The organism is Microbacterium shimangi (genome assembly GCF_043556445.1).
Taxonomy (GTDB): domain Bacteria; phylum Actinomycetota; class Actinomycetes; order Actinomycetales; family Microbacteriaceae; genus Microbacterium.
In genome coordinates, this window is the sequence record NZ_JBIGII010000002.1 from 136520 (window position 1) to 157164 (window position 20645).

At 68.6% G+C, this 20645-nt stretch carries 19 protein-coding genes and 1 tRNA gene; 10 read left to right on the forward strand and 10 right to left on the reverse strand.

Translation table 11 applies throughout. The annotated features are described in order from the left end of the window. Positions 1-18 precede the first annotated feature (18 nt). Genes nrdE through nrdH form a run of 3 tightly spaced genes read right to left on the reverse strand, consistent with a single transcriptional unit; the run spans position 19 to position 2854 of the window. Entirely contained in the window at positions 19-2175 is a 2157-nt protein-coding gene (nrdE, locus tag ACFXQA_RS01155) for a class 1b ribonucleoside-diphosphate reductase subunit alpha (protein WP_394517954.1), read from the reverse strand. After that, positions 2157-2621, reverse strand: a complete 465-nt coding sequence (gene nrdI / locus ACFXQA_RS01160; RefSeq protein WP_394518063.1) for a class Ib ribonucleoside-diphosphate reductase assembly flavoprotein NrdI — start codon at positions 2619-2621, stop codon at positions 2157-2159. Before nrdI ends, nrdE begins: the two co-directional genes overlap by 19 nt. Next, positions 2621-2854: a glutaredoxin-like protein NrdH gene (gene nrdH, locus ACFXQA_RS01165; RefSeq protein WP_394517955.1), complete on the reverse strand. Its 234-nt coding sequence runs from the start codon at positions 2852-2854 to the stop codon at positions 2621-2623. The genes nrdI and nrdH overlap by 1 nt, the downstream gene beginning before the upstream one ends. A gap of 344 nt (positions 2855-3198) precedes the next feature. Between nrdH and ACFXQA_RS01170 the strand changes: the two genes are divergently transcribed. From ACFXQA_RS01170 to ACFXQA_RS01180, 3 genes are all read left to right on the forward strand, one after another. Next, positions 3199-4404: an MFS transporter gene (locus ACFXQA_RS01170; RefSeq protein ID WP_394517956.1), complete on the forward strand. Its 1206-nt coding sequence runs from the start codon at positions 3199-3201 to the stop codon at positions 4402-4404. 88 nt (positions 4405-4492) lie between these two features. Beyond that, positions 4493-5392, forward strand: coding sequence for an intradiol ring-cleavage dioxygenase (locus ACFXQA_RS01175; RefSeq protein WP_394517957.1), 900 nt, complete (start codon positions 4493-4495; stop codon positions 5390-5392). 49 nt (positions 5393-5441) lie between these two features. Continuing rightward, positions 5442-6656, forward strand: coding sequence for a glycosyltransferase family 4 protein (locus ACFXQA_RS01180; protein WP_394517958.1), 1215 nt, complete (start codon positions 5442-5444; stop codon positions 6654-6656). A 6-nt stretch (positions 6657-6662) separates the two neighbouring features. Here ACFXQA_RS01180 and ACFXQA_RS01185 read toward each other — a convergent pair whose 3' ends face one another. Next, on the reverse strand, positions 6663-7067 hold the full coding sequence (locus ACFXQA_RS01185; RefSeq protein ID WP_394517959.1) for a pilus assembly protein CpaE: 405 nt from the start codon (positions 7065-7067) through the stop codon (positions 6663-6665). 227 nt (positions 7068-7294) lie between these two features. Here ACFXQA_RS01185 and ACFXQA_RS01190 point away from each other — a divergent pair, with 227 nt between their 5' ends. The 3 genes from ACFXQA_RS01190 (at position 7295) to ACFXQA_RS01200 (ending at position 10361) form a co-directional block, all read left to right on the forward strand. Beyond that, entirely contained in the window at positions 7295-8458 is a 1164-nt protein-coding gene (locus ACFXQA_RS01190) for an acyl-CoA dehydrogenase family protein (RefSeq protein ID WP_394517960.1), read from the forward strand. A gap of 55 nt (positions 8459-8513) precedes the next feature. Next, the gene (locus ACFXQA_RS01195; RefSeq protein WP_394517961.1) at positions 8514-9797 is read left to right on the forward strand and encodes a DUF445 domain-containing protein; all 1284 of its coding nucleotides are present in this window, start codon (positions 8514-8516) and stop codon (positions 9795-9797) included. 96 nt (positions 9798-9893) lie between these two features. Next, positions 9894-10361 (forward strand): SixA phosphatase family protein, encoded by a 468-nt coding sequence (locus tag ACFXQA_RS01200; RefSeq protein ID WP_394517962.1) that lies wholly within the window; start codon positions 9894-9896, stop codon positions 10359-10361. A gap of 36 nt (positions 10362-10397) precedes the next feature. Here ACFXQA_RS01200 and ACFXQA_RS01205 read toward each other — a convergent pair whose 3' ends face one another. Next, entirely contained in the window at positions 10398-11405 is a 1008-nt protein-coding gene (locus tag ACFXQA_RS01205) for a LacI family DNA-binding transcriptional regulator (protein ID WP_394517963.1), read from the reverse strand. A gap of 148 nt (positions 11406-11553) precedes the next feature. Here ACFXQA_RS01205 and ACFXQA_RS01210 point away from each other — a divergent pair, with 148 nt between their 5' ends. From ACFXQA_RS01210 to ACFXQA_RS01225, 4 genes are read left to right on the forward strand one after another with little or no spacing between them, the layout of a single operon-like run. Further along, positions 11554-12792 carry a sugar ABC transporter substrate-binding protein gene (locus ACFXQA_RS01210; protein WP_394517964.1) on the forward strand — a complete coding sequence of 413 codons (1239 nt, stop codon included), beginning with the start codon at positions 11554-11556 and terminating at the stop codon, positions 12790-12792. Between the two features lie 7 nt (positions 12793-12799). Beyond that, a complete protein-coding gene (locus tag ACFXQA_RS01215; protein ID WP_394517965.1) occupies positions 12800-13960 on the forward strand; it encodes a carbohydrate ABC transporter permease in 1161 nt (386 codons plus the stop codon). Beyond that, a complete protein-coding gene (locus tag ACFXQA_RS01220; protein WP_394517966.1) occupies positions 13957-14880 on the forward strand; it encodes a carbohydrate ABC transporter permease in 924 nt (307 codons plus the stop codon). The genes ACFXQA_RS01215 and ACFXQA_RS01220 overlap by 4 nt, the downstream gene beginning before the upstream one ends. Further along, complete coding sequence (locus ACFXQA_RS01225) at positions 14877-16814, forward strand: glycogen debranching N-terminal domain-containing protein (protein ID WP_394517967.1); 1938 nt, start codon at positions 14877-14879, stop codon at positions 16812-16814. Before ACFXQA_RS01220 ends, ACFXQA_RS01225 begins: the two co-directional genes overlap by 4 nt. A 290-nt stretch (positions 16815-17104) precedes the next feature. On the opposite strand, the gene budA is transcribed toward ACFXQA_RS01225, so the two are convergent. The 5 genes from budA to ACFXQA_RS01250 all read right to left on the reverse strand — a co-directional run bounded on the left by budA (position 17105) and on the right by ACFXQA_RS01250 (position 20625). Beyond that, on the reverse strand, positions 17105-17836 hold the full coding sequence (budA, locus tag ACFXQA_RS01230) for an acetolactate decarboxylase (RefSeq protein WP_394517968.1): 732 nt from the start codon (positions 17834-17836) through the stop codon (positions 17105-17107). Between the two features lie 62 nt (positions 17837-17898). Next, positions 17899-17974, reverse strand: a tRNA-Ala gene (locus tag ACFXQA_RS01235). A 67-nt stretch (positions 17975-18041) separates the two neighbouring features. Continuing rightward, on the reverse strand, positions 18042-18986 hold the full coding sequence (locus ACFXQA_RS01240) for a large exoprotein (RefSeq protein WP_394517969.1): 945 nt from the start codon (positions 18984-18986) through the stop codon (positions 18042-18044). 84 nt (positions 18987-19070) lie between these two features. Next, positions 19071-19943 carry an LLM class F420-dependent oxidoreductase gene (locus tag ACFXQA_RS01245; RefSeq protein WP_394517970.1) on the reverse strand — a complete coding sequence of 291 codons (873 nt, stop codon included), beginning with the start codon at positions 19941-19943 and terminating at the stop codon, positions 19071-19073. Between the two features lie 52 nt (positions 19944-19995). Continuing rightward, positions 19996-20625: a GNAT family N-acetyltransferase gene (locus tag ACFXQA_RS01250; RefSeq protein WP_394517971.1), complete on the reverse strand. Its 630-nt coding sequence runs from the start codon at positions 20623-20625 to the stop codon at positions 19996-19998. Between the last annotated feature and the right edge of the window lie 20 nt (positions 20626-20645).

Below are 20645 nucleotides of genomic sequence, written 5' to 3' on the forward strand. Positions count from 1 at the left end.
CGTGAGCCTGTCGAAGGGTCACAGCATGCATGAGACGCAACCGTCGACCTCGGTGCCCTCGAGCGCCATCTGACGGAGGCGGATGTAGTAGATCGTCTTGATGCCCTGGCGCCACGCGTAGATCTGCGCTTTGTTGATGTCGCGCGTGGTGGCGGTGTCTTTGAAGAACAGCGTCAGAGACAGACCCTGGTCGACGTGCTGCGTCGCCGCGGCGTAGGTGTCGATGACCTTCTCGTAGCCGATCTCGTAGGCGTCCTGGTAGAACTCCAGGTTGTCGTTCGTCATGAACGGCGCCGGGTAGTAGACGCGGCCGAGCTTGCCTTCCTTGCGGATCTCGACCTTCGAGGCGATCGGGTGGATCGAGCTCGTGGAGTTGTTGATGTACGAGATCGAACCGGTCGGCGGCACAGCCTGCAGGTTCTGGTTGTAGATGCCGTGCTTCTGGATCGATGCCTTGAGCTCGGCCCAGTCACCCTGCGTGGGGATGTGGTGGCCGGCGAAAAGCTCGGCGACCCGCTGCGTCTTGGGCACCCACTGCTGCTCGAGGTACTTGTCGAAGAAAGACCCCGACGCGTACGTCGAGTCTTCGAAGCCCTCGAAGGCCTGGCTGCGCTCGATCGCGATGCGGTTCGATGCCTGCAGCGCGTGGAAGAGCACCGTGTAGAAGTAGATGTTCGTGAAGTCGATGCCCTCTTCGGAGCCGTAGTGCACGTGCTCGCGCGCCAGGTAGCCGTGGAGGTTCATCTGTCCGAGGCCGATCGCGTGGGTGCGGTCGTTACCGTCTTCGATCGAGCGGACGGAGCGGATGTGGCTCTGGTCGCTGACCGCGGTGAGGGCGCGGATGCTGGTATCCACCGTGAGACCCAGGTTGCCGCCGTCCATCGCCAGGGCGATGTTGAGCGAGCCGAGGTTGCACGAGATGTCTTTACCGATCTGGTTGTACGACAGATCTTCGTTGTAGGTCGTCGGGGTGTTGACCTGAAGGATCTCGGAGCACAGGTTCGACATGTTGATCCGGCCCTTGATCGGGTTGGCCTTGTTCACCGTGTCTTCGAACATGATGTACGGGTAGCCCGACTCGAACTGGATCTCGGCGAGGGTCTGGAAGAACTCCCGCGCGTTGATCTTCGTCTTCTTGATGCGCGCGTCGTCGACCATCTCGCGGTACTTCTCGGAGACCGAGATGTCGCCGAACGGAACGCCGTAGACCTTCTCGACGTCGTACGGCGAGAAGAGGTACATGTCTTCGCCGTTCTTCGCCAGCTCGAACGTGATGTCGGGAACCACGACGCCCAGCGACAGCGTCTTGATGCGGATCTTCTCATCGGCGTTCTCGCGCTTGGTGTCGAGGAACCGCATGATGTCGGGGTGGTGCGCGTTCAGGTACACCGCACCCGCGCCCTGGCGGGCACCGAGCTGATTGGCGTAGCTGAAGCTGTCTTCGAGGAGCTTCATCACGGGGATGATGCCGCTGGACTGGTTCTCGATCTGCTTGATCGGCGCACCCGCCTCGCGGATGTTCGAGAGGAGCAGAGCGACACCGCCGCCGCGCTTGGACAACTGGAGGGCGGAGTTGATGCCGCGGGAGATCGACTCCATGTTGTCTTCGATGCGCAGCAGGAAGCACGACACGAGCTCGCCGCGCTGCGCCTTGCCCGTGTTGAGGAACGTGGGGGTCGCGGGCTGGAAGCGACCCGAGAGGATCTCGTCGACGATCTGCATCGCGAGCTTCTCATCGCCGTCGGCCAGACCGAGACCCGTCATGACGACACGGTCTTCGAAACGCTCGAGGTAACGCTTGCCGTCGAAGGTCTTCAGCGTGTAGCTCGTGTAGTACTTGAACGCGCCGAGGAACGACTCGAAGCGGAACTTCTTGCCGTAAGCGAAGTCGTTGAGCTGCTGGATGAAATCGAGCGAGTACTTCTCGATGACGGCCGGCTCGTAGTACTCCTTCTCGACGAGGTAGTCGAGACGCTCTTTCAACGAGTGGAAGAAGACGGTGTTCTGGTTCACGTGCTGCAGGAAGTACTCCCGCGCCGCGCGCTTGTCGGCGTCGAACTGGATCTTGCCGTCCGCGTCGTAGAGGTTCAGCATCGCGTTGAGGGCGTGGTAATCCATACCCTCGAAGCGCGCTTCCGCCTTGAAATCGAGATCCTTTAGAGCCGTTTCCACCATCGTTCCAATCCTTCGTTGACGCGATCGACGTCTTCCGGCGTGCCGAACACTTCTACCCGGTACAAGTGCGGCACGGAGCACTTGCGGCTGATGACGTCACCGGCGAACCCGAAGTGCTCGCCGAAATTCGTGTTGCCCGCGGAGATGACCCCGCGGATGCGGCTGCGGTTTCCCTGATCGTTCAGAAACCGGATGACCTGCTTGGGAACCGCGCCCTTCTCGACGTCACGGCCCTGACCGCCGCCATAAGTGGGGGTCACGAGCACGTACGGTTCGTCGACGTGGAGCGCGGGTTCGGAGGGGAGAAGAGGAATCCGCACCGCTCGCGCCCCGAGCTTCTCGATGAAACGTGCGGTGTTGCCCGACACGCTCGAGAAGAACACCAGGAGCGGCGCGGCGCGGGATGCGTCGGCCGCGCTGCGCTCAGCGATCGCGGCCTCCACGATCACGCCAGACGCGAGGCGAGCTCGTCGATCTTGTCGGGACGGAAGCCCGACCAGTGGTCTTCGTCGGTGACGACGACGGGAGCCTGGAGGTAGCCGAGCGCCTTGACCTGCTCGAGCGCACCGGCGTCTTGCGAGAGGTCGAGAACCTCGTATTCGATGCCCTTGGAATCCAGCGCGCGGTACGTCGCCGTGCACTGTACGCACGAGGGCTTTGTGTAAACCGTAATAGCCATCAGAACCGTTTCTCCCCTCTAAATCTGTTGGTGTTCCCGGTGGACCTCCGCCGGGACCTCAATACTACATATGGGTGCCGACATCGGAAGCCACCACAAGGGGTAGTAGTTACATTCGTGTAGTTTCGCACCGCTCTCCACAGATACAACACATGTTGTCCACCGTTTCATCCACAGGCGCGGGGTCGATCTCGAACCTGAAGAACGCCTGAACGACGGGCTTTTCGGGCGGGGCTCCCGCATCCCTCCACAGGCGAGACGCTAGGGGGACCCTCCGACATCGCGATACCTGTGGAATGCGCCGCGACGGCGTGTCGCGTCGGAGTGGGTAGCGTAGAGCGGTCATGGCTGGTTACGGAGATCTTCTGCGCACCCGCGGGGTGGCGCGCATCATGGCGGCGCAGCTCACGGCCCGCTTCCCCAACGGAATGACCAGCCTCGCCGTGCTTCTCCACATCGAGCACGTCACGGGCTCCTACGGCGCTGCCGGCCTGGTGCTCGCGGCCACGTCGATCGGCCAAGCCGTCGCGGGCCCCGTCACCAGCCGCTGGATGGGCCGGTGGGGCATGCGTCGCGTCCTGTCGCTGACCCTCGTCATCTGCGCCGCGACCATCGCCGCCCTCGCATTGCTCGACCTCCCCGTCCCGGGCTACATGGCGCTGGGGCTCATCGCGGGGTTGGCGACACCGCCGGTGCAGTCAGCCGTCCGCACCATCTACCCCAAGATGGTGACCTCGAAACAGCTCACCCCGCTCTTCTCGCTCGACGCATCTCTGCAGGAGATCATCTGGATCGTCGCACCGGTCGTCATCACGTTCGTCGCCACACAGGTCGGCACGGTCGAGGCGCTGCTGCTGATCGTGGCGATCCTCCTCGGCGGCGGCTCGTGGTTCATCCTCTCCCCCGAGGTCGGTCGCGTCCGCATCCCCCGGAGCCGTCGCGGCTTCGGCCGTGTTCTCGCCAAACCCCCGGTGATCCTCGCGACCGTGTCGGGCTTCCTCCTGATCGGCGCCTGCTCCGCGGTCGAGGCCGGCGTCGTCGCGACGTTCGGCCACGGCGGACCGGAGGCGGGCATCGTGCTCGCGATCTTCTCGATCGGCAGCCTCGCCGGAGGCCTCAGCTTCGGGCACATCCCGATGGGCCCCTGGGCGATGGCGCGCCGTCTCGCGATCGTCGCGGGCGGCCTGTCGCTCACGATGATCTCGCTCGACATGTGGTGGCTGGGCGGCACGCTCTTCCTCGCCGGAATCGGCATCGCGCCCGCGCTGGCCGTCATCTTCGCGATCACCTCGGCGAGCGTGCGCTTCAGCGAGACCGCGGAGGCCTACGGGTGGGTCGGCACCGGCCAGCTGATCGGAGCGGCGGCGGGCTCCGCCGTCGCCGGGTTCCTCATCGACGCCGGGGGCGCCCAGGGTGCCTACGTCGCCGCGGCCGTGTTCGCGGTCGTCGGCGCCGGCGCTGCCGCCGTCTTCGTGCGCGGATTCCCCGACCTGCGCGGGCGGGATGCGAGCCCGGCGGCCGATACCGAGCCGGTTCCGACGATCACCTGATCCCCCGCACAGGATCGGCATAGCGGCCGCATAGCGAATCGGTCTTGGCTCTTCGTCATCGCCCTACGCCGACGACGAGGAGACCACCATGACCGACCCGCGCTGGACAGACGACGACGGCCAAGAGATCGACGAAGACCATCGAGGACTCGTCTACGACGTGCAGACCCTGATCCACCGTCGCCGCGCGCTCGGCATCTTCGGCGGCGTCGCCCTCACCTCGCTGCTCGCCGCGTGCGGGGTGTCGACCCGAACGGCGGATGCCGCAGCCAGCCCGTCGGCGACGGCCTCGGCGACGGCGACGCCCACCGCCACCGCCACCGCCACCGCCACCGCCACCGCCACGGCTGCAGCATCCGCCCCGCTCGACGAAGTCCCCGACGAGACCGCCGGCCCGTACCCGGCGGACGACTCGAACGGGGTGAACGTGCTCGACGATTCGGGCATCGTCCGGCAAGACATCCGATCGTCCTTCGGCGCGTCCACCGCGACCGCCCCCGGCGTGCCGCTGACGATCGCACTCACCGTTCGTGATGCGGCGACCGGAGCCGCCCTCGCGGGCCGCGGCGTGTACCTCTGGCACTGCGACCGAGCCGGCGCCTACTCGCTCTACAGCAGCGGGATCGAGAACGAGAACTACCTGCGCGGGGTGCAGGAGACCGATGCGAACGGCACGGTGACCTTCACCTCGATCTACCCCGCCTGCTACTCGGGGCGCTGGCCGCACATCCACTTCGAGGTCTACGCCGACGTCGCCACCGCCGTCGCGACAGGACCGATCGTCAAGACCTCCCAGATCGCACTGCCGCAGGAGACGAACGACCTCGTCTACGCCACGAGCGGCTATGAGCAGAGCGTGCGGAACCAGGCGCAGACCTCGCTCAGCCGCGACATGGTCTTCAGCGACGACGTCGGCATCCACCAGATCGCGACGATGGCGGGCTCGGTCGCGGCCGGGTACACCGCCTCGCTCGCGATCGGGGTGTGAACGCCGACGCGTCTTCCACGGCAGAGTGGGAGCGGGCGAAGGGGGAACCATGACGGATGCAGCGGCCGGGACGATCGGGTACGTGATCGAGGTGTTCCCGCGCTTGTCCGAGACGTTCATCGTGACGGAGCTGAACGCCCGGGAAGCCCAGGGCGAAGAACTCGCCGTGTTCTCGCTCCGTCCGCCCGACGATCAGCGTCGCCATGCCGCCGCCGAGACCCTGCGGGCCCCGATCGAGTACCTCCCTCTCCCCCGCCCATCGCCCACCGGCCGATCCGATGTCGACACGGCGACGAGGCGCGACGGCTCCGACCTGCCCACCGGGAATGCCGGCGACCGCGCGCAGGCGATCCTCCTCGCCGAGTCAGCGCGCCGCCGCGGTGTCACGCACCTGCACGCGCATTTCGCCGGCACGGCCACGACCGTGACACGTCTCGCGTCGCTGATCAGCGGCATCCCCTACTCCTTCACCGCTCACGCTGTCGACATCTTCCGCGACTCCGTGTCGATGCCCGATATCGCCCAGAAGGTGCGAGACGCCGCTTTCGTCGTCACCGTCAGCGACTACAACCGGGCGTTTCTCGAGCGTCACGTCGGCCATGCGCACAAGATCCACCGGGTGTACAACGGCATCGACCTCGAGCTGTTCGTCTCCGCGCCTCGACGTCTCCGTGCTCATGCGAGCGACGATCTCCGGCTCCTCGCCGTCGGGCGTCTCGTCGAGAAGAAGGGGTTCGCTCTGCTGATCGAAGCGGTCAGGCGCGTGCGTGAGCGCGGCGGCGCCGTGACACTCGACATCGTCGGGTCAGGCGAACGGGAGCACGAGCTCGCCGAGCAGATCGCGCTCTCGGGGCACTCCGACGCGATTCGGCTTCTCGGCCCGCTCACCCAGGATGATGTGGCTGCGAGGCTGCACGACGCAGACGTCTTCGTCGCACCGAGCATCGTGGCCGCCGACGGCAACGCCGACGGTCTCCCCACCGTCCTTCTCGAGGCGATGGCATCGGGCATCCCCTGCATCTCGACCGACGTCACCGGGATTCCCGAGATCATCCGCCCCGGCGAGACGGGCCTGCTCTGCCGCGGGGGCGAAGTCGATGATCTGGTCGCCGCGATCGACACGACGCTCTCCCCCGGTTTCGACGCGGCCTCGCTCGCCCGCAACGCGCGCGCGCTCATCGAGCGGGAGTTCGACGCCCGCCGTCAGGCCGCGACCCTCGCCGCCCTCACCGCGCCCAGCGGGGCGGAACGAACGTCGGGGTGAGGCCCATCACGCGATCCGGCGCAGATGCTCCAGAACGGCGAGCGCGTACGCGTCGGACGGTTCCGGATGCTGGAACGTCCGGGTCTCCGCACCGATGACGGCTTCGACCTCGAATGTGTCGGCGAGGCGCCGCAGCATCCGGAATCCGCCGCGGAGCATCTCTCGCAGCTGCTCCTCGGTGGGCAGCCAGAGCGCATCCTGCAATGCGACCGAGTCGAGCGCCCACTCCGTCGTCCCGTTGAAGGCGAGGATCGTGCCCGTCGAGTACGCGCGCGGCTCGATCGTCATCTCGCTGACCGTGAAGACGTCGGCGTCGAACTCGGGTTCGTCGAGTTGAAACCGGTCGCCCGACCGTGGCTGCCATTTCAGGCCGGCTTCACGCAGGGCCAGGGCCGACTCGGAGGAGATCATGCTCCAAGTCTGCCGGTCCTGCGCGCCGCAGGCTCCTCCGTTCGCGCTGCGCGTCCTCCGCCCTCCGTTCGGCGGAGGGGATACGGCGGGCGGAGGGCCCGGATAGTGCCGCGCAGCCCTCCCCCAGGCAGATGCCCTCCGCCGAGCGGAGGGGCCGGAGGTGCACCGCGAACGGAGGATGACGCAGATGCGGCCGCCGCCCGCCGACACGGGCGGACAATGGAGGGGTGACCGACACGTTCGACCCCGCCCGTATCCTCCCCGACGCCCTGCTCGAGCGGATCCGCGAGCGCGCGGCGGTGCACGACCGCGACAACACCTTCCCCGAAGACGATCTCCGCGAGCTTCGCGAGGCGGGCTACCTCTCGATGCTCGTCCCCGCCGACCGCGGGGGTCTCGGGCTGGGTCTTGTCGAAGCATCCGTTCTGCAACAGCGCCTGGCGGGAGCCGCCCCCGCCACCGCCCTCGCGATCAACATGCATCTCGTCTGGACCGGCGTCGCGAAGGTGCTGCAAGACCGGGGCATCGACGATCTCGCCTTCGTGCAAGAGGGCGCCGCGGCCGGTGAGGTCTTCGCCTTCGGCATCAGCGAAGCCGGCAACGATCTGGTGCTGTTCGGAAGCGGGACGGATGCGGCGCCCACCGCCGACGGCGGGTACGCGTTCACCGGCACGAAGATCTTCACCTCGCTGTCGCCGGTCTGGACGCAGTTGGGGGTGCACGGGCTCGACACGACATCGCCCGACGGCCCGAAGATGGTCTACGCCTTCGTCCCCCGGAGCGACGCCGTCGTCACCCGCGACGACTGGGACACCCTCGGCATGCGGGGCACCCAGAGCCGCACCACCGAACTGCACGGTGCTGTCGCCCCCGCCGACCGTGTGGTGCGCCGGGTCGAACCCGGCCCGCAGCCCGACCCGATCGTCTTCGGCATCTTCAGCGTCTTCGAGATCCTCATCGCGTCGGTCTACACCGGCATCGCCCGCCGTGCCCTCGATCTCGCGGTGAGCGCGGCATCCGGCCGCCAATCGAAGAAGACGGGCAAGGCTTACAGCCAAGACCCCGACATCCGGTGGCGGGTGGGGGCGATGGCCCTCGAGTACGAGGCCCTGCCGCCGCAGCTGACGGCGCTCGCGCGCGATGTCGACGACCGCGTCGACCACGGCGGTCGGTGGTTCTCGCTGCTCTCCGGGATCAAGCACCGCGCGGTGGTGTCGGCCAAGCACGTCGTCGACGAGGCGATCCTGGTAGCGGGAGGGTCGTCGTTCTTCGCGTCGAACGAGTTGTCGCGGCTCTACCGCGATGTGCTCGCGGGCTTGTTCCACCCCTCCGATCCGGAGTCGGCGCACGGCACGGCCGCGAGCGCATGGCTCGGGCCGATCGAACCCTGATGCACGCCGCGGGCAACCCCCGCTGGCGGCGTCCCGTGCGTGCGAGGATCAGGACATGTTCTCCACTCCCGCCGCACTCCTGACCCCGGCCGATCAGGAGCGGCGACGCGGCCTGCGTCAGATGAAGGGCGTCGCGCTCGGCGCGCTCGTCTTCATGGCGGTGCTGTTCGTCGTGGCGTACCTTTTCCAGGAGCGCTACCCGTGGCTGCAGTGGGTGCGCGCCGCGGCCGAGGGCGGCATGGTGGGCGCCCTCGCCGATTGGTTCGCCGTCACGGCGCTGTTCCGCAGGCCCCTGGGCCTGCCGATCCCCCACACCGCGATCATTCCGCGGCGCAAAGACGAGATCGGCCGCACGCTCGGCGAGTTCGTCGAGACGAACTTCCTCTCCGGACCGATCGTGCGGGCGCGGCTCGAGAACACACCCCTCGCCGCGCGCTTCGGCGGGTGGCTGCGCCAGCCCGCGAACGCCGAGCGTGTCGCCACCGAAGGAGCCTCGGTCGCGACCGCGGTGCTGGGCGCTCTCAGCGACGACGACGTGAGCGATCTGATCGGCGACCTCGCCCGCGAGCACCTCATCTCACCCGACTGGGGACCATCGGTCGGCGGATGGCTCGAGAAGGTGACCGAGACGGGCGCGCACCACGCGGCGGTCGACCTCGCAGCAGAGAACATCGTGGCCTGGCTGCACGACAATCCGCAGTCGTTCGACGGACTCGTGTCGAAGCGGCTTCCGTCGTGGGTGCCGGGCATGGTCGTGCGCCTGATCGACGACACCCTGTACCGCGAGGCGGTGTCGTTCGTCACGGCCGTGCGCGCCGACCAGGATCACCCGGCCCGTCACGCGATCGATGCCTACCTCGCGCGTCTCGCCGACAATCTGCAGCACGACCCGGAGACCATCGGCCGACTCGAAGACGCGAAAGTCTCGATCTTCGACAGCCCGCGGGTGCGGGGTCTTGCCACCGAGGCGTGGGAGACCGCGAAGAGCGGGCTGCTCACCGCCCTCGCCGATCCGCAGAGCGGCCTCCGCGTCCGCGCGACGGCGGCTCTCGTCGACATCGGCGAGCGACTCGAGACGGATGCGGCGCTGCAGCACCGCGTCGACGGGTGGGTCATCGACGCCGCCGTCTTCGTCGTGGAGCGCTACCGCCACGACATCGCCTCGATCATCACCGACACCGTGCAGCGGTGGGATCCGGTCGAGACGACGGAGAAGATCGAACTCATGGTCGGTCGCGACCTGCAGTACATCCGCTTGAACGGCACCATCGTCGGCGCCTTGGCGGGGGCCGCGATCTTCACTCTCGCCCACCTCGTGCTCGGCGGGGCGGTAGCCTGATCCCGTGGCCGCAGCATCCGCCGTTCCGGCGCTCTTCTCCGAGATGCCGTCGCCTGCCGCCCGCTCGCTGAGCGCCCGTCGGCGCGAGGTGGGGGCGTGATCCAGTTCGTCGTGGTGCGCCACGCGACGGCCGAGCACGGCGGACTCGAGCTCGTCGACCACCAGCGTCGGCTCAGCGCGCGGGGTCTTCGCGAGGCCGACCAGATGGCCAAGCGCGTGCTGCGCTCCGGGGTGCGGTCCGAGGTCGTGCTCACCAGCACCGCCGCCCGCGCCACCGCGACGGCGGCCCCGTTCGCGACCGCTTTCGGAGCCGACCTCATCGAGATCGCCGACCTCTACGCCGCGTCGGGCCGGGCGATCCTCGCCCTCGCCCGAGCGCACGGCGCCGCCGAGCTCACGGTCGTCTCGCACGATCCCGGGGTCAGCGAACTCGTCAGCGAACTCTCGGGCGACGAGGTCGCGATGACCACCGGAGCGGTCGCCGTCTTCACGTGGAACGACGGCGACTGGGACGACGTCGGAGTGCTCCCCCCCGACGAGGTCACCCTCTCGACTCCGGTCTGATCGCGCGCCGCGCAACCGCTTCTGTCGGTCGCGCCGTCAGCGTGTGACCAGACGCGGCTCGACGAGCACATGGGCCGAACCGGATGCTGCGGGGCGAGGCGCGACGATGCTCCCGGTCTCGCCCATCAGCAGTTCGAGTGCACCCGCCGCGACCTTCTCGGGCAGCTGCTCGACGCTGGACAGACCCAGCGCCTCCACGGCCGGGGTGTTGTCGAAGCCGACGACGAGCAGGCCCGGCCTGCCGGCATCGGCGGCGGCGAGGTGCGCGCCGATGGCGAGGGAATCACTCGCGCACACGATCGCGTCGACGGCATCGTCTGCGAGAGCCGCCGCGACCACGGAGCGCGCGGCATCGACCCTTTCTTCGCTCACCCACCGCGGTCCCGCCGCGCCGTTCGCGGTGAGCGCTTCGCGCCACCCGCGTTCCCGATCGTCGCCGGTTCCCGAACCCGACGGCCATCCGAGGAATGCCACGCGCGGCCCCGCGGTATGGACGCCGTAGTCGGTCGCTTCACGCGTACCGACGGCGCCGTCGACGTCGACCCAGAGATGGGCAGGACGCACGACGTCGTCCGAACCCCAGGGGCGCCCGAATGACACGAAAGGGAGGTCGCGCTCGACCAGCCAGCCGGTTCGGGGGTCGCCGTGGAACGTGCCGGTGACCACCACCGCGTCGACCTCGCCGCCCTCGAGCAGGTCGCTCAGCCGGGCGATCTCGTCTTCCGGAGAACGGGCCGCGTAGAGGAGGATCCGCATGCCGCGGTCGCCCGCCCGGTCGGTGAGCGCGTGGACGAACCGGTCGAGCACGACACCCGAGATCCCGCCCGCGTACGGGTCGAGACGTATGCCGATGGTCGAGCTTCGCCGCGTGCGGAGGCGGCGGGCGGCCATGTGCGGGCGGTACCCGAGCCCGGCGATGGCCTCTTCGACACGGAGGCGGGTTTCATCGCGCACGATCTCGGGCGAGTTGAGCACGTTCGAGACGGTCTGTCGCGAGACGCCGGCCACCCGTGCCACGTCTTCGACGGTCGGCGCCTTCGCCATGCAAACCTCCGGTGGGATCGTTCAAATCGTCATCCTACGGTGACCACCGCGGGCCTTGACATCGGCCGCGCCGCATACGTACCGTAGACGAATCGGCAGTTTGATCGTTCAAACTCCCACACATGGCTCGTCGAAGGAGAAGAGACACATGCCACGGCACACCACTCGCGCACTCGTCGGAACGGGCGCACTGCTCGCCGCATCCGCGCTCGCACTCACCGCCTGCGGATCAGGCTTTCAAGAACCCGCCGAATCCGGAGACGCTGCCGGCGGCGGCTCACTCAGCATTCTGATCGGCTCGTCCGGCGACGCCGAGACGGCTGCCGTGCAGGCCGCGGTCGACGCATGGTCGGCGGAGTCGGGCGTCGACGCCACCGTGCAGACGGCCAACGACCTGCCGCAGCAGCTGTCGCAGGGCTTCGCTGCCGGTTCGCCGCCCGACCTGTTCTACCTCGCCCCCGAGGCCCTCGCCGGTTACGCCGAGAACGGTTCGATCGCCGCCTACGGCGATGAGCTGTCGAACGCCTCCGACTTCTACCCCTCGCTGGTCGAGAACTTCACCGTCGACGGGCAGTTCACCTGCGCACCGAAGGACTTCTCGACGCTCGCGCTGATCATCAACTCCGACGTGTGGGCCGCAGCCGGCCTCACCGAGGCCGACATCCCCACCGACTGGGACCAGCTCGCCGCGGTGGCGCAGCAGCTGACCGCTGACGGCCGCGTGGGCCTCGCCTTCGGTGCCGAGTACCAGCGCATCGGCGCCTTCATGGCGCAGGCCGGTGGGGGCATGGTCGTCGACGGCGAGCCCGTCGCGAACAGCGCGGAGAACGTCGAGGCGCTCACGTTCGTCAAAGACCAGCTCAACGCCGGCACCTTCGCCTTCGCCGCGGACGTCGGTGCGGGCTGGGGTGGCGAGGCCTTCGGAACGGGGGCCGCGGCCATGACCATCGAGGGCAACTGGCTCGTCGGCGGTCTCGCCGCCGACTACCCCGACGTGAACTACACGGTCGCCGAGCTTCCGGCGGGCCCGGGCGGCCAGGGCACCCTGCAGTTCACGAACTGCTGGGGCATCGCCTCCGACAGCGCCAACCAGGAATCGGCTCGCGAGCTGGTCGAATACCTCACCGGCACCGACCAGCAGCTCGCCTTCTCCGAGGCGTTCGGTCCGATGCCGTCGATCGAATCGGCCGCCGACGCCTGGACCGCGGCGAACCCCGACCTCAGTGCCTTCCTCGCCGGCGCCGAGTACGCCCAGTTCCCGCCGAACATGGCGGGGGCCTCCGACGTGGTCACCGACTTCAACGCGCAGATCGAGACCTTGAAGACCGGCGACCCGCAGGCGATCCTCGACACGGTTCAGTCGAACCTCGAGGCGATCGTCGAATAGGCACGACATGACCGCTCTGGCAACTGCGCCCGACGCCTCCGGCAAGGGCGACGCCACACCCCGCGGCCCCCGTCGTCGCGGCGGATCCTCCTCCCAGGGGATCCGCCGCGGCGAGGCCACCGCCGGCTGGCTCTTCACGCTCCCCGTCCTGGTGATCCTGGGCGTCTTCCTGCTCGTGCCGGTACTGATGGCGCTGTGGGTCAGTTTCTCCGACTGGTCGGGCCGCGGAAGCCCCCTCGCTCCCGGCGTCGGCTTCGTCGGGCTCGACAACTACGCCGAGGTCACCACCGGCGGCGGCCTCGCCGAGCGGGACTTCGGCACGGCGCTGCGCAACAACGCGTGGTACGTGTTCCTCGTCGTCCCCCTCCAGACCGCCCTGGCGCTCTTCCTCGCCCTTCTGGTCAACCGCGCGGTGCTGCGCGGCCGAGGATTCTTCCGTACGGCCTTCTACTTCCCCTCCGTCACGAGCTCGGTGGCGATCACCGTCCTGTGGCTCTTCCTCTTCTCGGCCTCCGGCGCGGTCAACGAGGTGCTCTCGTGGGTCGGGATCAACGGGCCGAACTGGTTCAACGAACCCAGCGGCGTGCTGCACAACATCCTCGGCGTCTTCGGGGTCCAGTCGGGTCCCGCGGCTCTGACCGACAACAGCTTCCTTGGCCTGTCGTGGTGGGACTGGCTCGCCGGCCCGTCGGTCGCGATGTCGGCGTTCATGCTGATGGCGATCTTCACGACCTCGGGCACGTTCATGCTGCTCTTCCTCGCCGGACTCCAGAACATCGGCGGCGACGTCGAAGAGGCCGCGATGATGGACGGGGCCAACGCGTGGCAGAGGTTCTGGCGCGTGACCCTCCCCCAGCTGAAGCCTGCGCTGTTCACCGTGCTCACCCTCGGCCTGATCGGCTGCTGGCAGGTGTTCGACCAGATCTACACCGGCACGCAGGGCGGCCCCGGAAAGACGACGGTCACCCCGGCCTACCTCAGCTACCAATCGGCGTTCCTCTCCCAGGAGTGGGGTCGCGGCGCGGCGATCGCTTTCGTGCTCTTCGTCATCATCGTGTTCTTCACGATCGTGCAGCGGTGGGTACTGCGCGACCGGCCGGTGTCGCGACGCCGCATCCGCGAGTACGAGGTGTCGGGTCGCCCGCGCCAGAAGGAGGCCCTCCGATGAGCGGCACGACTCCCCTCGAGAGCGAAGTGCTCGTCGCCCAGAACGTGCGCGAGCGACCGGCGCGTGCGCCGCAGCGAAAGGTACGGCTGCCCCGCAAAGTGCTGGCTTGGCAGCTCGCGCTGTACGCCGTGCTCATCGTGCTCGCGCTCATCTACATCTTCCCGTTCCTCGTTCAGGTGGCCACGGGATTCAAGACGAACGCGGATGCGACGGCCGAACCGCTCTCGCTCGTACCGAATCCCTTCACCTTGGTCGCGTTCGAGCGCCTCTTCGGCGGTTCGGACTTTCCGACGTGGTTCATGAACTCGGCGATCGTGACGATCTTCGTCACGGTCGGGCGCGTGTTCTTCGCGTCCCTCGCCGGTTATGCCCTGGCTCGACTGCAGTTCCGCGGCCGGGGGCTCATCTTCGCCGCCCTGATCGCGGTGATGGCCGTTCCGACCGTCGTGCTCCTCATCCCGAAGTTCCTCGTGATCAACCAGCTCGGCATCTACGATTCGTACGCCGGCATGATCCTGCCTCTTCTGGTCGACGCCGCGGGGGTGTTCATCATGAAGAACTTCTTCGACTCGATCCCCGTGTCGGTGGAGGAGCAGGCCCGCATCGACGGAGCCGGTACGTTCCGCGTGTTCTGGTCGGTGGTGCTCCCGATGGCACGTCCCGCGCTGATCACCATCGTGATCCTGTCGTTCCAGGGATCGTGGAACGAGCTGAGCCACTTCATCGTCTCGACGCAGTCACCCGAACTGACGACCCTGACCAAGGGCGTCGCGTCGCTGGCGAGCGGTCAGCTCAGTCAGGGCAACGAATACCCGATCAAACTCGCCGCGGCCGCGATCATGACCATCCCCGTCGCGGTGATGTTCTTCATCTTCCAACGCCGCATCATGAACGCCAGCGAAGGAGCCGTCAAAGAATGACGCACCCCACCACCGATCCGCAGACCCGCGCCGAGGTCACGCCGCAGCATCCGTTGCAGCCGCTCCTCAACGACGGCGTCATCGCGCTTCGCGCCCCCACCCAGGTGTGGTCGAGTCGTACCGGTGACATCGGAGCCGCCGCGATCGACGGGGTCTACCACGGTGACGTGCGTCACGTCAGATCCCTCCAACTGACGAGCGGGGGGTCGGCGATCGAATGGATTTCGACCGCACCCGACGGCCCCTCGCGCGTCGTCTTCGGCGGACTCCTGAGGAGCCTCGACGACGCGACCCCCGACCCCAAGGTGCGCATCGTGCGCGAGCGGTGGGTGGAGGCGGGCGCGATCCGCGAGCGCTGGACGGTTCTCTCCCGGGTCTCCGAACCGCTCGACACGACCCTGAGCCTGCGCATCGAGCCCGATTTCTCGCTGCTGCACGAAGTGAAGTCCGGGTTCGATCGTCCGCGTGCCACGCACACGACGGTGAAGGATGCTGCGGCCACCGTCGCCAGTGGCCCCCAGTCGTTCACGCTCACCGCCCCCGGAGCCGACGTGCGCGACGCCGGTGCCGCGGTCACGGCCTCCTGGCCGGTGCGCGTCGAACCGGGGGGCAGCACGCACGTCGAGTGGACGCTCGATCTCACCGACGAGACCCTCGTCGTGCAGGCGGCACGCTCAGCGGCCCGGTGGGACGCCGCATCCGTCGCCTCCTCCGCGCCCGACCCGCGCCTCGGGCGCTGGCTCCGCACCGCCCTCGGCGACCTCGATGCTCTCCGTCTCGCTCTTCCCGGCGCTCCCGACGACGCGTTCTACGCCGCCGGGGCGCCCTGGTTCTTCACGCTCTTCGGCCGGGATTCACTGTGGGCGGCGAGGCTCGCGCTTCCGCTCGACGTCGGCATCGCCGCATCCACTCTCCGCGTGCTGACGCGGCTGCAGGGCACCCACGACGACCCGGCCACGGCCGAGGAGCCCGGCAAGATCCTGCATGAGCTGCGGGGATCGGCCCTCGAACTCCCCGGCGAGGGCATCGTTCTGCCGCCGCTCTACTACGGCAGCGTCGATTCCACTCCGCTGTGGATCTGCCTGCTCGCCGATGCCTCGCGCGCGGGCATGCCCGACGAAGAGGTGCGCGAACTCCTGCCCGCCCTGCGCGGCGCGCTGGGCTGGCTGCGCGATTCGGGCGACAGCGACGGTGACGGGTTCCTCGACTACATCGACCGCCTCGGCACGGGCCTGGCGAATCAGGGGTGGAAAGACTCGGGCGACTCGATCCAGTGGCGCGACGGCCGTCTCGCCGAGGGCCCGATCGCGCTCTGCGAAGTGCAGGGCTACGCGTACGAGGCAGCCGCCGCGGGTGCTGACCTGCTCGACAGGTTCGGCGACGGATCCGACGACACCGCGGCGCTGCGCTCGTGGGCCGCGCGGCTGAAGGCCCGCTTCGCCGAGGCGTACTGGGTCGAGACGCCGGAGGGCCGTTACCCCGCCGTCGCCCTCGACCACGCGAAGAACCCGGTCGACACCCTCACCAGCAATATCGGGCACCTGCTGGGCACGGGCATCCTCGAGCCCGAAGACGAACGACACGTCGCCGATCTGCTTCTCGGTGCGTCCGTCTCGAGCGGCTTCGGCATCCGCACCATGTCGACGGGCGCGGCGGGATACTGGCCGCTGTCGTACCACGGCGGCAGCGTCTGGGTGCACGACACCGCGATCGCCGTGCACGGAATGCTGCGGGCGGGCCTCGAACCGCAGGCCCGCACCGTCGTCGACGGACTGCTCGCCGCCGCCGAGGGTTTCGACTACCGGGTTCCGGAACTCCACGCGGGCGACCCCGCCACGGAGACGACCGTTCCGACGCCCTACCCCGCAGCCTGCCGCCCGCAGGCCTGGTCGGCCGCCGCCGCCGTGACCTGCCTGGTGGCGCTGACCGCCTGATCTCGTCGAGAATTCAGCATCAAACGGCTGGTCCGAGGTTCAGCGGCAGCTCGGCGGCCTCGCCGACACCGGCGTGCCACTCGTCGCGCTGCTGCAGGTGCAGGGAGCGATCTCCCTCCCGCTGCACCCTCCGCCGCCCGGTGGTCGAGGCATGTCCCGAATTCCGCAACGATCGAGCCCATTTGTTGCGGAAAGTGGGACACGCTCGCGCCGGTGTCCCGAATTCCGCAACGATCGCGCCCATTTGTTGCGGAATTCGGGACATGCCCGGGCGCACAATCGGGCGGTGGCTACCCTGCTCCGACGCCGCCCTCGACCGCGACGATGCGGTGGTCGTTGTCGTGCGTCAGCTCGGTGCGGAGGAAGAGCTCGTCGGTCGGCAGGTGCAGGTGAAAGCGCGAGAACGCGGTCACGCGCAGCTCGCCTCGGCGCACCGTCAGGTCGAGCACGTGTCCACCGGCCAGGCGGTCGGCGGAGAGAAAATGCAGGTGCAGCCCCGCGACGGCGATGCCCTGATAGATCGCGGGAGCCCAGAAGCCCACGAGGGTGCCCTCGCGCTCGACCACCTCCGTTTCGACCTGCTCGCGGGTGACCTCGTCGAGAGGGGGCAACGGATGCTGCTGGCGCGGCGTCACGCGGATCCGCACCCGCCCGACGACACCGTCGAACCGCACCGAGTGAAAGAGGTTGCGGCTGAGCAGGTGCCCCTCGACCGCCGCCGTGAGGGCCTCCAGGTCGAGGTCGTTCGCATCCGAGGCCACCTCGGTCGCCTCGGATGGCGCCACTTCGACGAAGGGCAGGGTCGCGGCAGCCGCCATCCGCGCCGGCGCCCCCTCGACGGTGCACTCGAAGGCCTCGCCGTCGACGATGACGACCTCGCCGCCGAGGCGGTCGCAGCATCCGATTCCGAAGTCGCCGCGCTCGAGCGCCTCCGCCACCGTCATGCCCGACTCGTAGGCGCCGGCGAGGAGGGCGTCGAGCACGGCGAACTGGGTCAGGGCACCGGCAGAGAGGATGGTCACGGGTGCGAGGCTACCGCTCCATGAGAGAAGGCCCCCGGCGAACCGGGGGCCTTCTCGTGTTCTGGTGGACCTGAGGGGAATTGAACCCCTGACCTCCTCGATGCGAACGAGGCGCGCTACCAACTGCGCTACAGGCCCGAGAACTCACCAACATTATCACGGTGAAATCGCGCAGACGCGCCACCGCCGGCCCCCGCGGGCGGGGCTACTGGCCCGATGCGCGCCGCTCGAGCAGATGACGCACGTGCGCCTCGATCTCGGCGTCGTCGACGTATCCCATGCGGGAGAACTCCGACCGGCGGGCGACCCGTGCGGTCTCGATCGACGGCGGCGCCTGCTGCGCGGCGATCGTGCGCTGCGCCTCTTCGCGCGCAGCTGCACGCAGTGCTTCCCGCGCAGCCTGCTCATCGAGCACGGCCGCGGCGCGCGATCCCGCCGAAGACACGAGCGGACGAGGCAGTTCGCGTGGCGTCCAGGCGGCTGCTCGGGCGATCTCGAGCGACACGTCTTGCACCGCACCGGCCGCGCGCGCGACGGGGGCAGCAACGGGGATCTCGACCGCGCGGGCGGCGACGCGTGAGATGCGGTGCAGCGCGAGCACGCACATCGCGGTCACGAGCGAACCGACCCAGACGAGGGCGGCGGATGCTCCGATCGCGGCCTGCCAGATTCCCACGCCGGTGACGGCGAGGGCGACGAACGCGACCGAGGTCGTGGTCAGGCGAAACATGCGGCGTGCGCGTGCACGGCGGGCGGCCGGAAGAGCGCGCGATGCGGCATGACGGGCTCGGGCGATCTCGCGCGCGGCGGCGAGCTCGGCCCGAGCTGCCTCGCGTTCGGCGGCACTCTGCTCGCGTTCGACGTCGAGGCGGGCGCGCGCGATGGCGAGTTCGGCCTGCGCGTTCTGCTCCTGCGCACGACGGGCGAGCTTCTGCTGGGCGAGGGCTGAGCGCGCCGAGAGCTCGAGGCGCACCTCTTGCGGCGTCTCACTCGTCTCGGCGAGCACGCGGATCGCCTGATTCAGACGCACGGCATTGCGCTCAGCGGAGGTGTACTGGTGACGGCTATGCCACGAGGGCAGCAGATAGACCAGCCAGAGCACGACGGCGACAGCGACGATCACGCCGCCACCCCATACCTGTCCGCCCATGCGCACCACGGTATTCGACAGCATCCGTCCCGCCCGGCAACCGCGCGCCGTGTCGCGGGGCGGATGCTGAGCATCCGCCGAACGTCAGAGCTGCGCGAGCCTCGGCAGCACCTCTTCGGAGATGCGGGCGACCTGGCCGACGGGGTCGGAGTCTGCCGGGTCGCGCCCGAGCACGACCATCGTCACGCCGAGGTCGGCGAGCTGCTGCATCTCGCCCAAGAACTCAGTCGAGTACGGGTCACGGGAGCCCGAGATGACGGTCTTCTCGATCGCGTCGTAGTCGGTGCCGAGCCGGTCGCAGTGCGCGCGCAGCACGTCGAGAAGGCGGGCCACTTCGGCGGGTTCCGCCGTGGTGAGGTTCACGATCTGCGCGTACTGCGCCACCATCCGGAGCGTCTTCTTCTCGCCCTTGCCGCCGATCATGATGGGCGGATGCGGGCGCTGGATCGACCGCGGGCTGTTCAGCGTCTCGTCGAGGCTGTAGTGCGCACCCCGGTACGCACCGTCGTTCTCGCTCCACATCTGCAACGAGATCTGGAGCGCCTCTTCGAGACGCTCGAAGCGCTCCGAGATGGACGGGTACGGGACGCCGAGTCCGTGGTGCTCCCGGTCGTACCAGGCCGCACCGATGCCGAGCATCGCGCGGCCCGAGCTGAGCACGTCGAGGGTGGTGACGATCTTCGCGAGGAGCGCCGGGTAGCGGTAGGTCACGCCCGCCACCAGGGGTCCGAGGCGCATCGAAGAGGTCTGCCCGGCGAGGTAGCCGAGGGTCGTGAACGCTTCGAGCATCGGCTCGGTGGCCGGGGCCGCCGCTTCCATCTGAAACCAGTGGTCCATCACGGTGAACTGCGCGAAGCCGCCCTGCTCGGCGGTGCGGGCGGTGTCGCCCAGCACTGTCGGAAGCGAGTCGGGGGCGCCGGGGACGGTGTAGTTCCAGAAGTGGTAGCCAGCCTGCATACGGTCAGGCTAGACCCGCGGTGGCGCGGTGAGGGCCGCGTTCACCGTTTGGTCACGTGTGCAGCCGATCGGCCGGCGGAACCGTCGCCGCGTCTTGCGGCGCACGCCCGGAGGCCCACCGCTCGAGCACACCCTCGGGCACCTCTTCGCGCACGAGGGCGAAGGCGTAGTGATCGCGCCAGTCGCCGTTGATGTGGATGTACCGCCGGCGGAGCCCTTCGTACCGGAACCCGAGCTTCTCGACGACGCGCAGGCTCGCCTGATTCTCGGGGCGGATGCAGATCTCCATGCGGTGCAGGCGAAGCTCGGTGAAGCACAGGTCGGTCGCCAGCGCCACCGAGGTCGGGGTGATGCTCTTACCCGCGAAGCGTTCGCTCACCCAATAGCCGATCGTCGCCGACGACAACGATCCGCGGGCGATGCCCCACACGTTGAGCTGACCGGCGACCTGGCCGTTGTACTCCATGACCAGCGGCACGCCGAGGCCGTCGCGATGCTGTTGCAGAAGACGACGCACGCCCAAGCGCATGTCGAACGACACGGGCCCGTCGGGACTCGTGGCCTCCCACTGCCGCAGCCACGAACGGTTCGAGAGCAGTTCGTTCTGCAGGGTGCGGGCATCGCGCGCGCGCACCAGACGCACGCCGACCGGGCCGTGCAGTCGGGGAACGGAGAGGTCCATCCCACTCCCTCGAACGAGCG

Coding starts and splice junctions, on each gene's coding strand:
- nrdE (WP_394517954.1), bottom strand. CDS start 2,175: ATGGTGGAAACGGCTCTAAAGGATCTCGATTTCAAGGCGGAAGCGCGC.
- nrdH (WP_394517955.1), bottom strand. CDS start 2,854: ATGGCTATTACGGTTTACACAAAGCCCTCGTGCGTACAGTGCACGGCG.
- ACFXQA_RS01170 (WP_394517956.1), top strand. CDS start 3,199: ATGGCTGGTTACGGAGATCTTCTGCGCACCCGCGGGGTGGCGCGCATC.
- ACFXQA_RS01175 (WP_394517957.1), top strand. CDS start 4,493: ATGACCGACCCGCGCTGGACAGACGACGACGGCCAAGAGATCGACGAA.
- ACFXQA_RS01180 (WP_394517958.1), top strand. CDS start 5,442: ATGACGGATGCAGCGGCCGGGACGATCGGGTACGTGATCGAGGTGTTC.
- ACFXQA_RS01185 (WP_394517959.1), bottom strand. CDS start 7,067: ATGATCTCCTCCGAGTCGGCCCTGGCCCTGCGTGAAGCCGGCCTGAAA.
- ACFXQA_RS01195 (WP_394517961.1), top strand. CDS start 8,514: ATGTTCTCCACTCCCGCCGCACTCCTGACCCCGGCCGATCAGGAGCGG.
- ACFXQA_RS01205 (WP_394517963.1), bottom strand. CDS start 11,405: ATGGCGAAGGCGCCGACCGTCGAAGACGTGGCACGGGTGGCCGGCGTC.
- ACFXQA_RS01210 (WP_394517964.1), top strand. CDS start 11,554: ATGCCACGGCACACCACTCGCGCACTCGTCGGAACGGGCGCACTGCTC.
- ACFXQA_RS01215 (WP_394517965.1), top strand. CDS start 12,800: ATGACCGCTCTGGCAACTGCGCCCGACGCCTCCGGCAAGGGCGACGCC.
- ACFXQA_RS01220 (WP_394517966.1), top strand. CDS start 13,957: ATGAGCGGCACGACTCCCCTCGAGAGCGAAGTGCTCGTCGCCCAGAAC.
- ACFXQA_RS01225 (WP_394517967.1), top strand. CDS start 14,877: ATGACGCACCCCACCACCGATCCGCAGACCCGCGCCGAGGTCACGCCG.
- ACFXQA_RS01240 (WP_394517969.1), bottom strand. CDS start 18,986: ATGGGCGGACAGGTATGGGGTGGCGGCGTGATCGTCGCTGTCGCCGTC.
- ACFXQA_RS01245 (WP_394517970.1), bottom strand. CDS start 19,943: ATGCAGGCTGGCTACCACTTCTGGAACTACACCGTCCCCGGCGCCCCC.
- ACFXQA_RS01250 (WP_394517971.1), bottom strand. CDS start 20,625: ATGGACCTCTCCGTTCCCCGACTGCACGGCCCGGTCGGCGTGCGTCTG.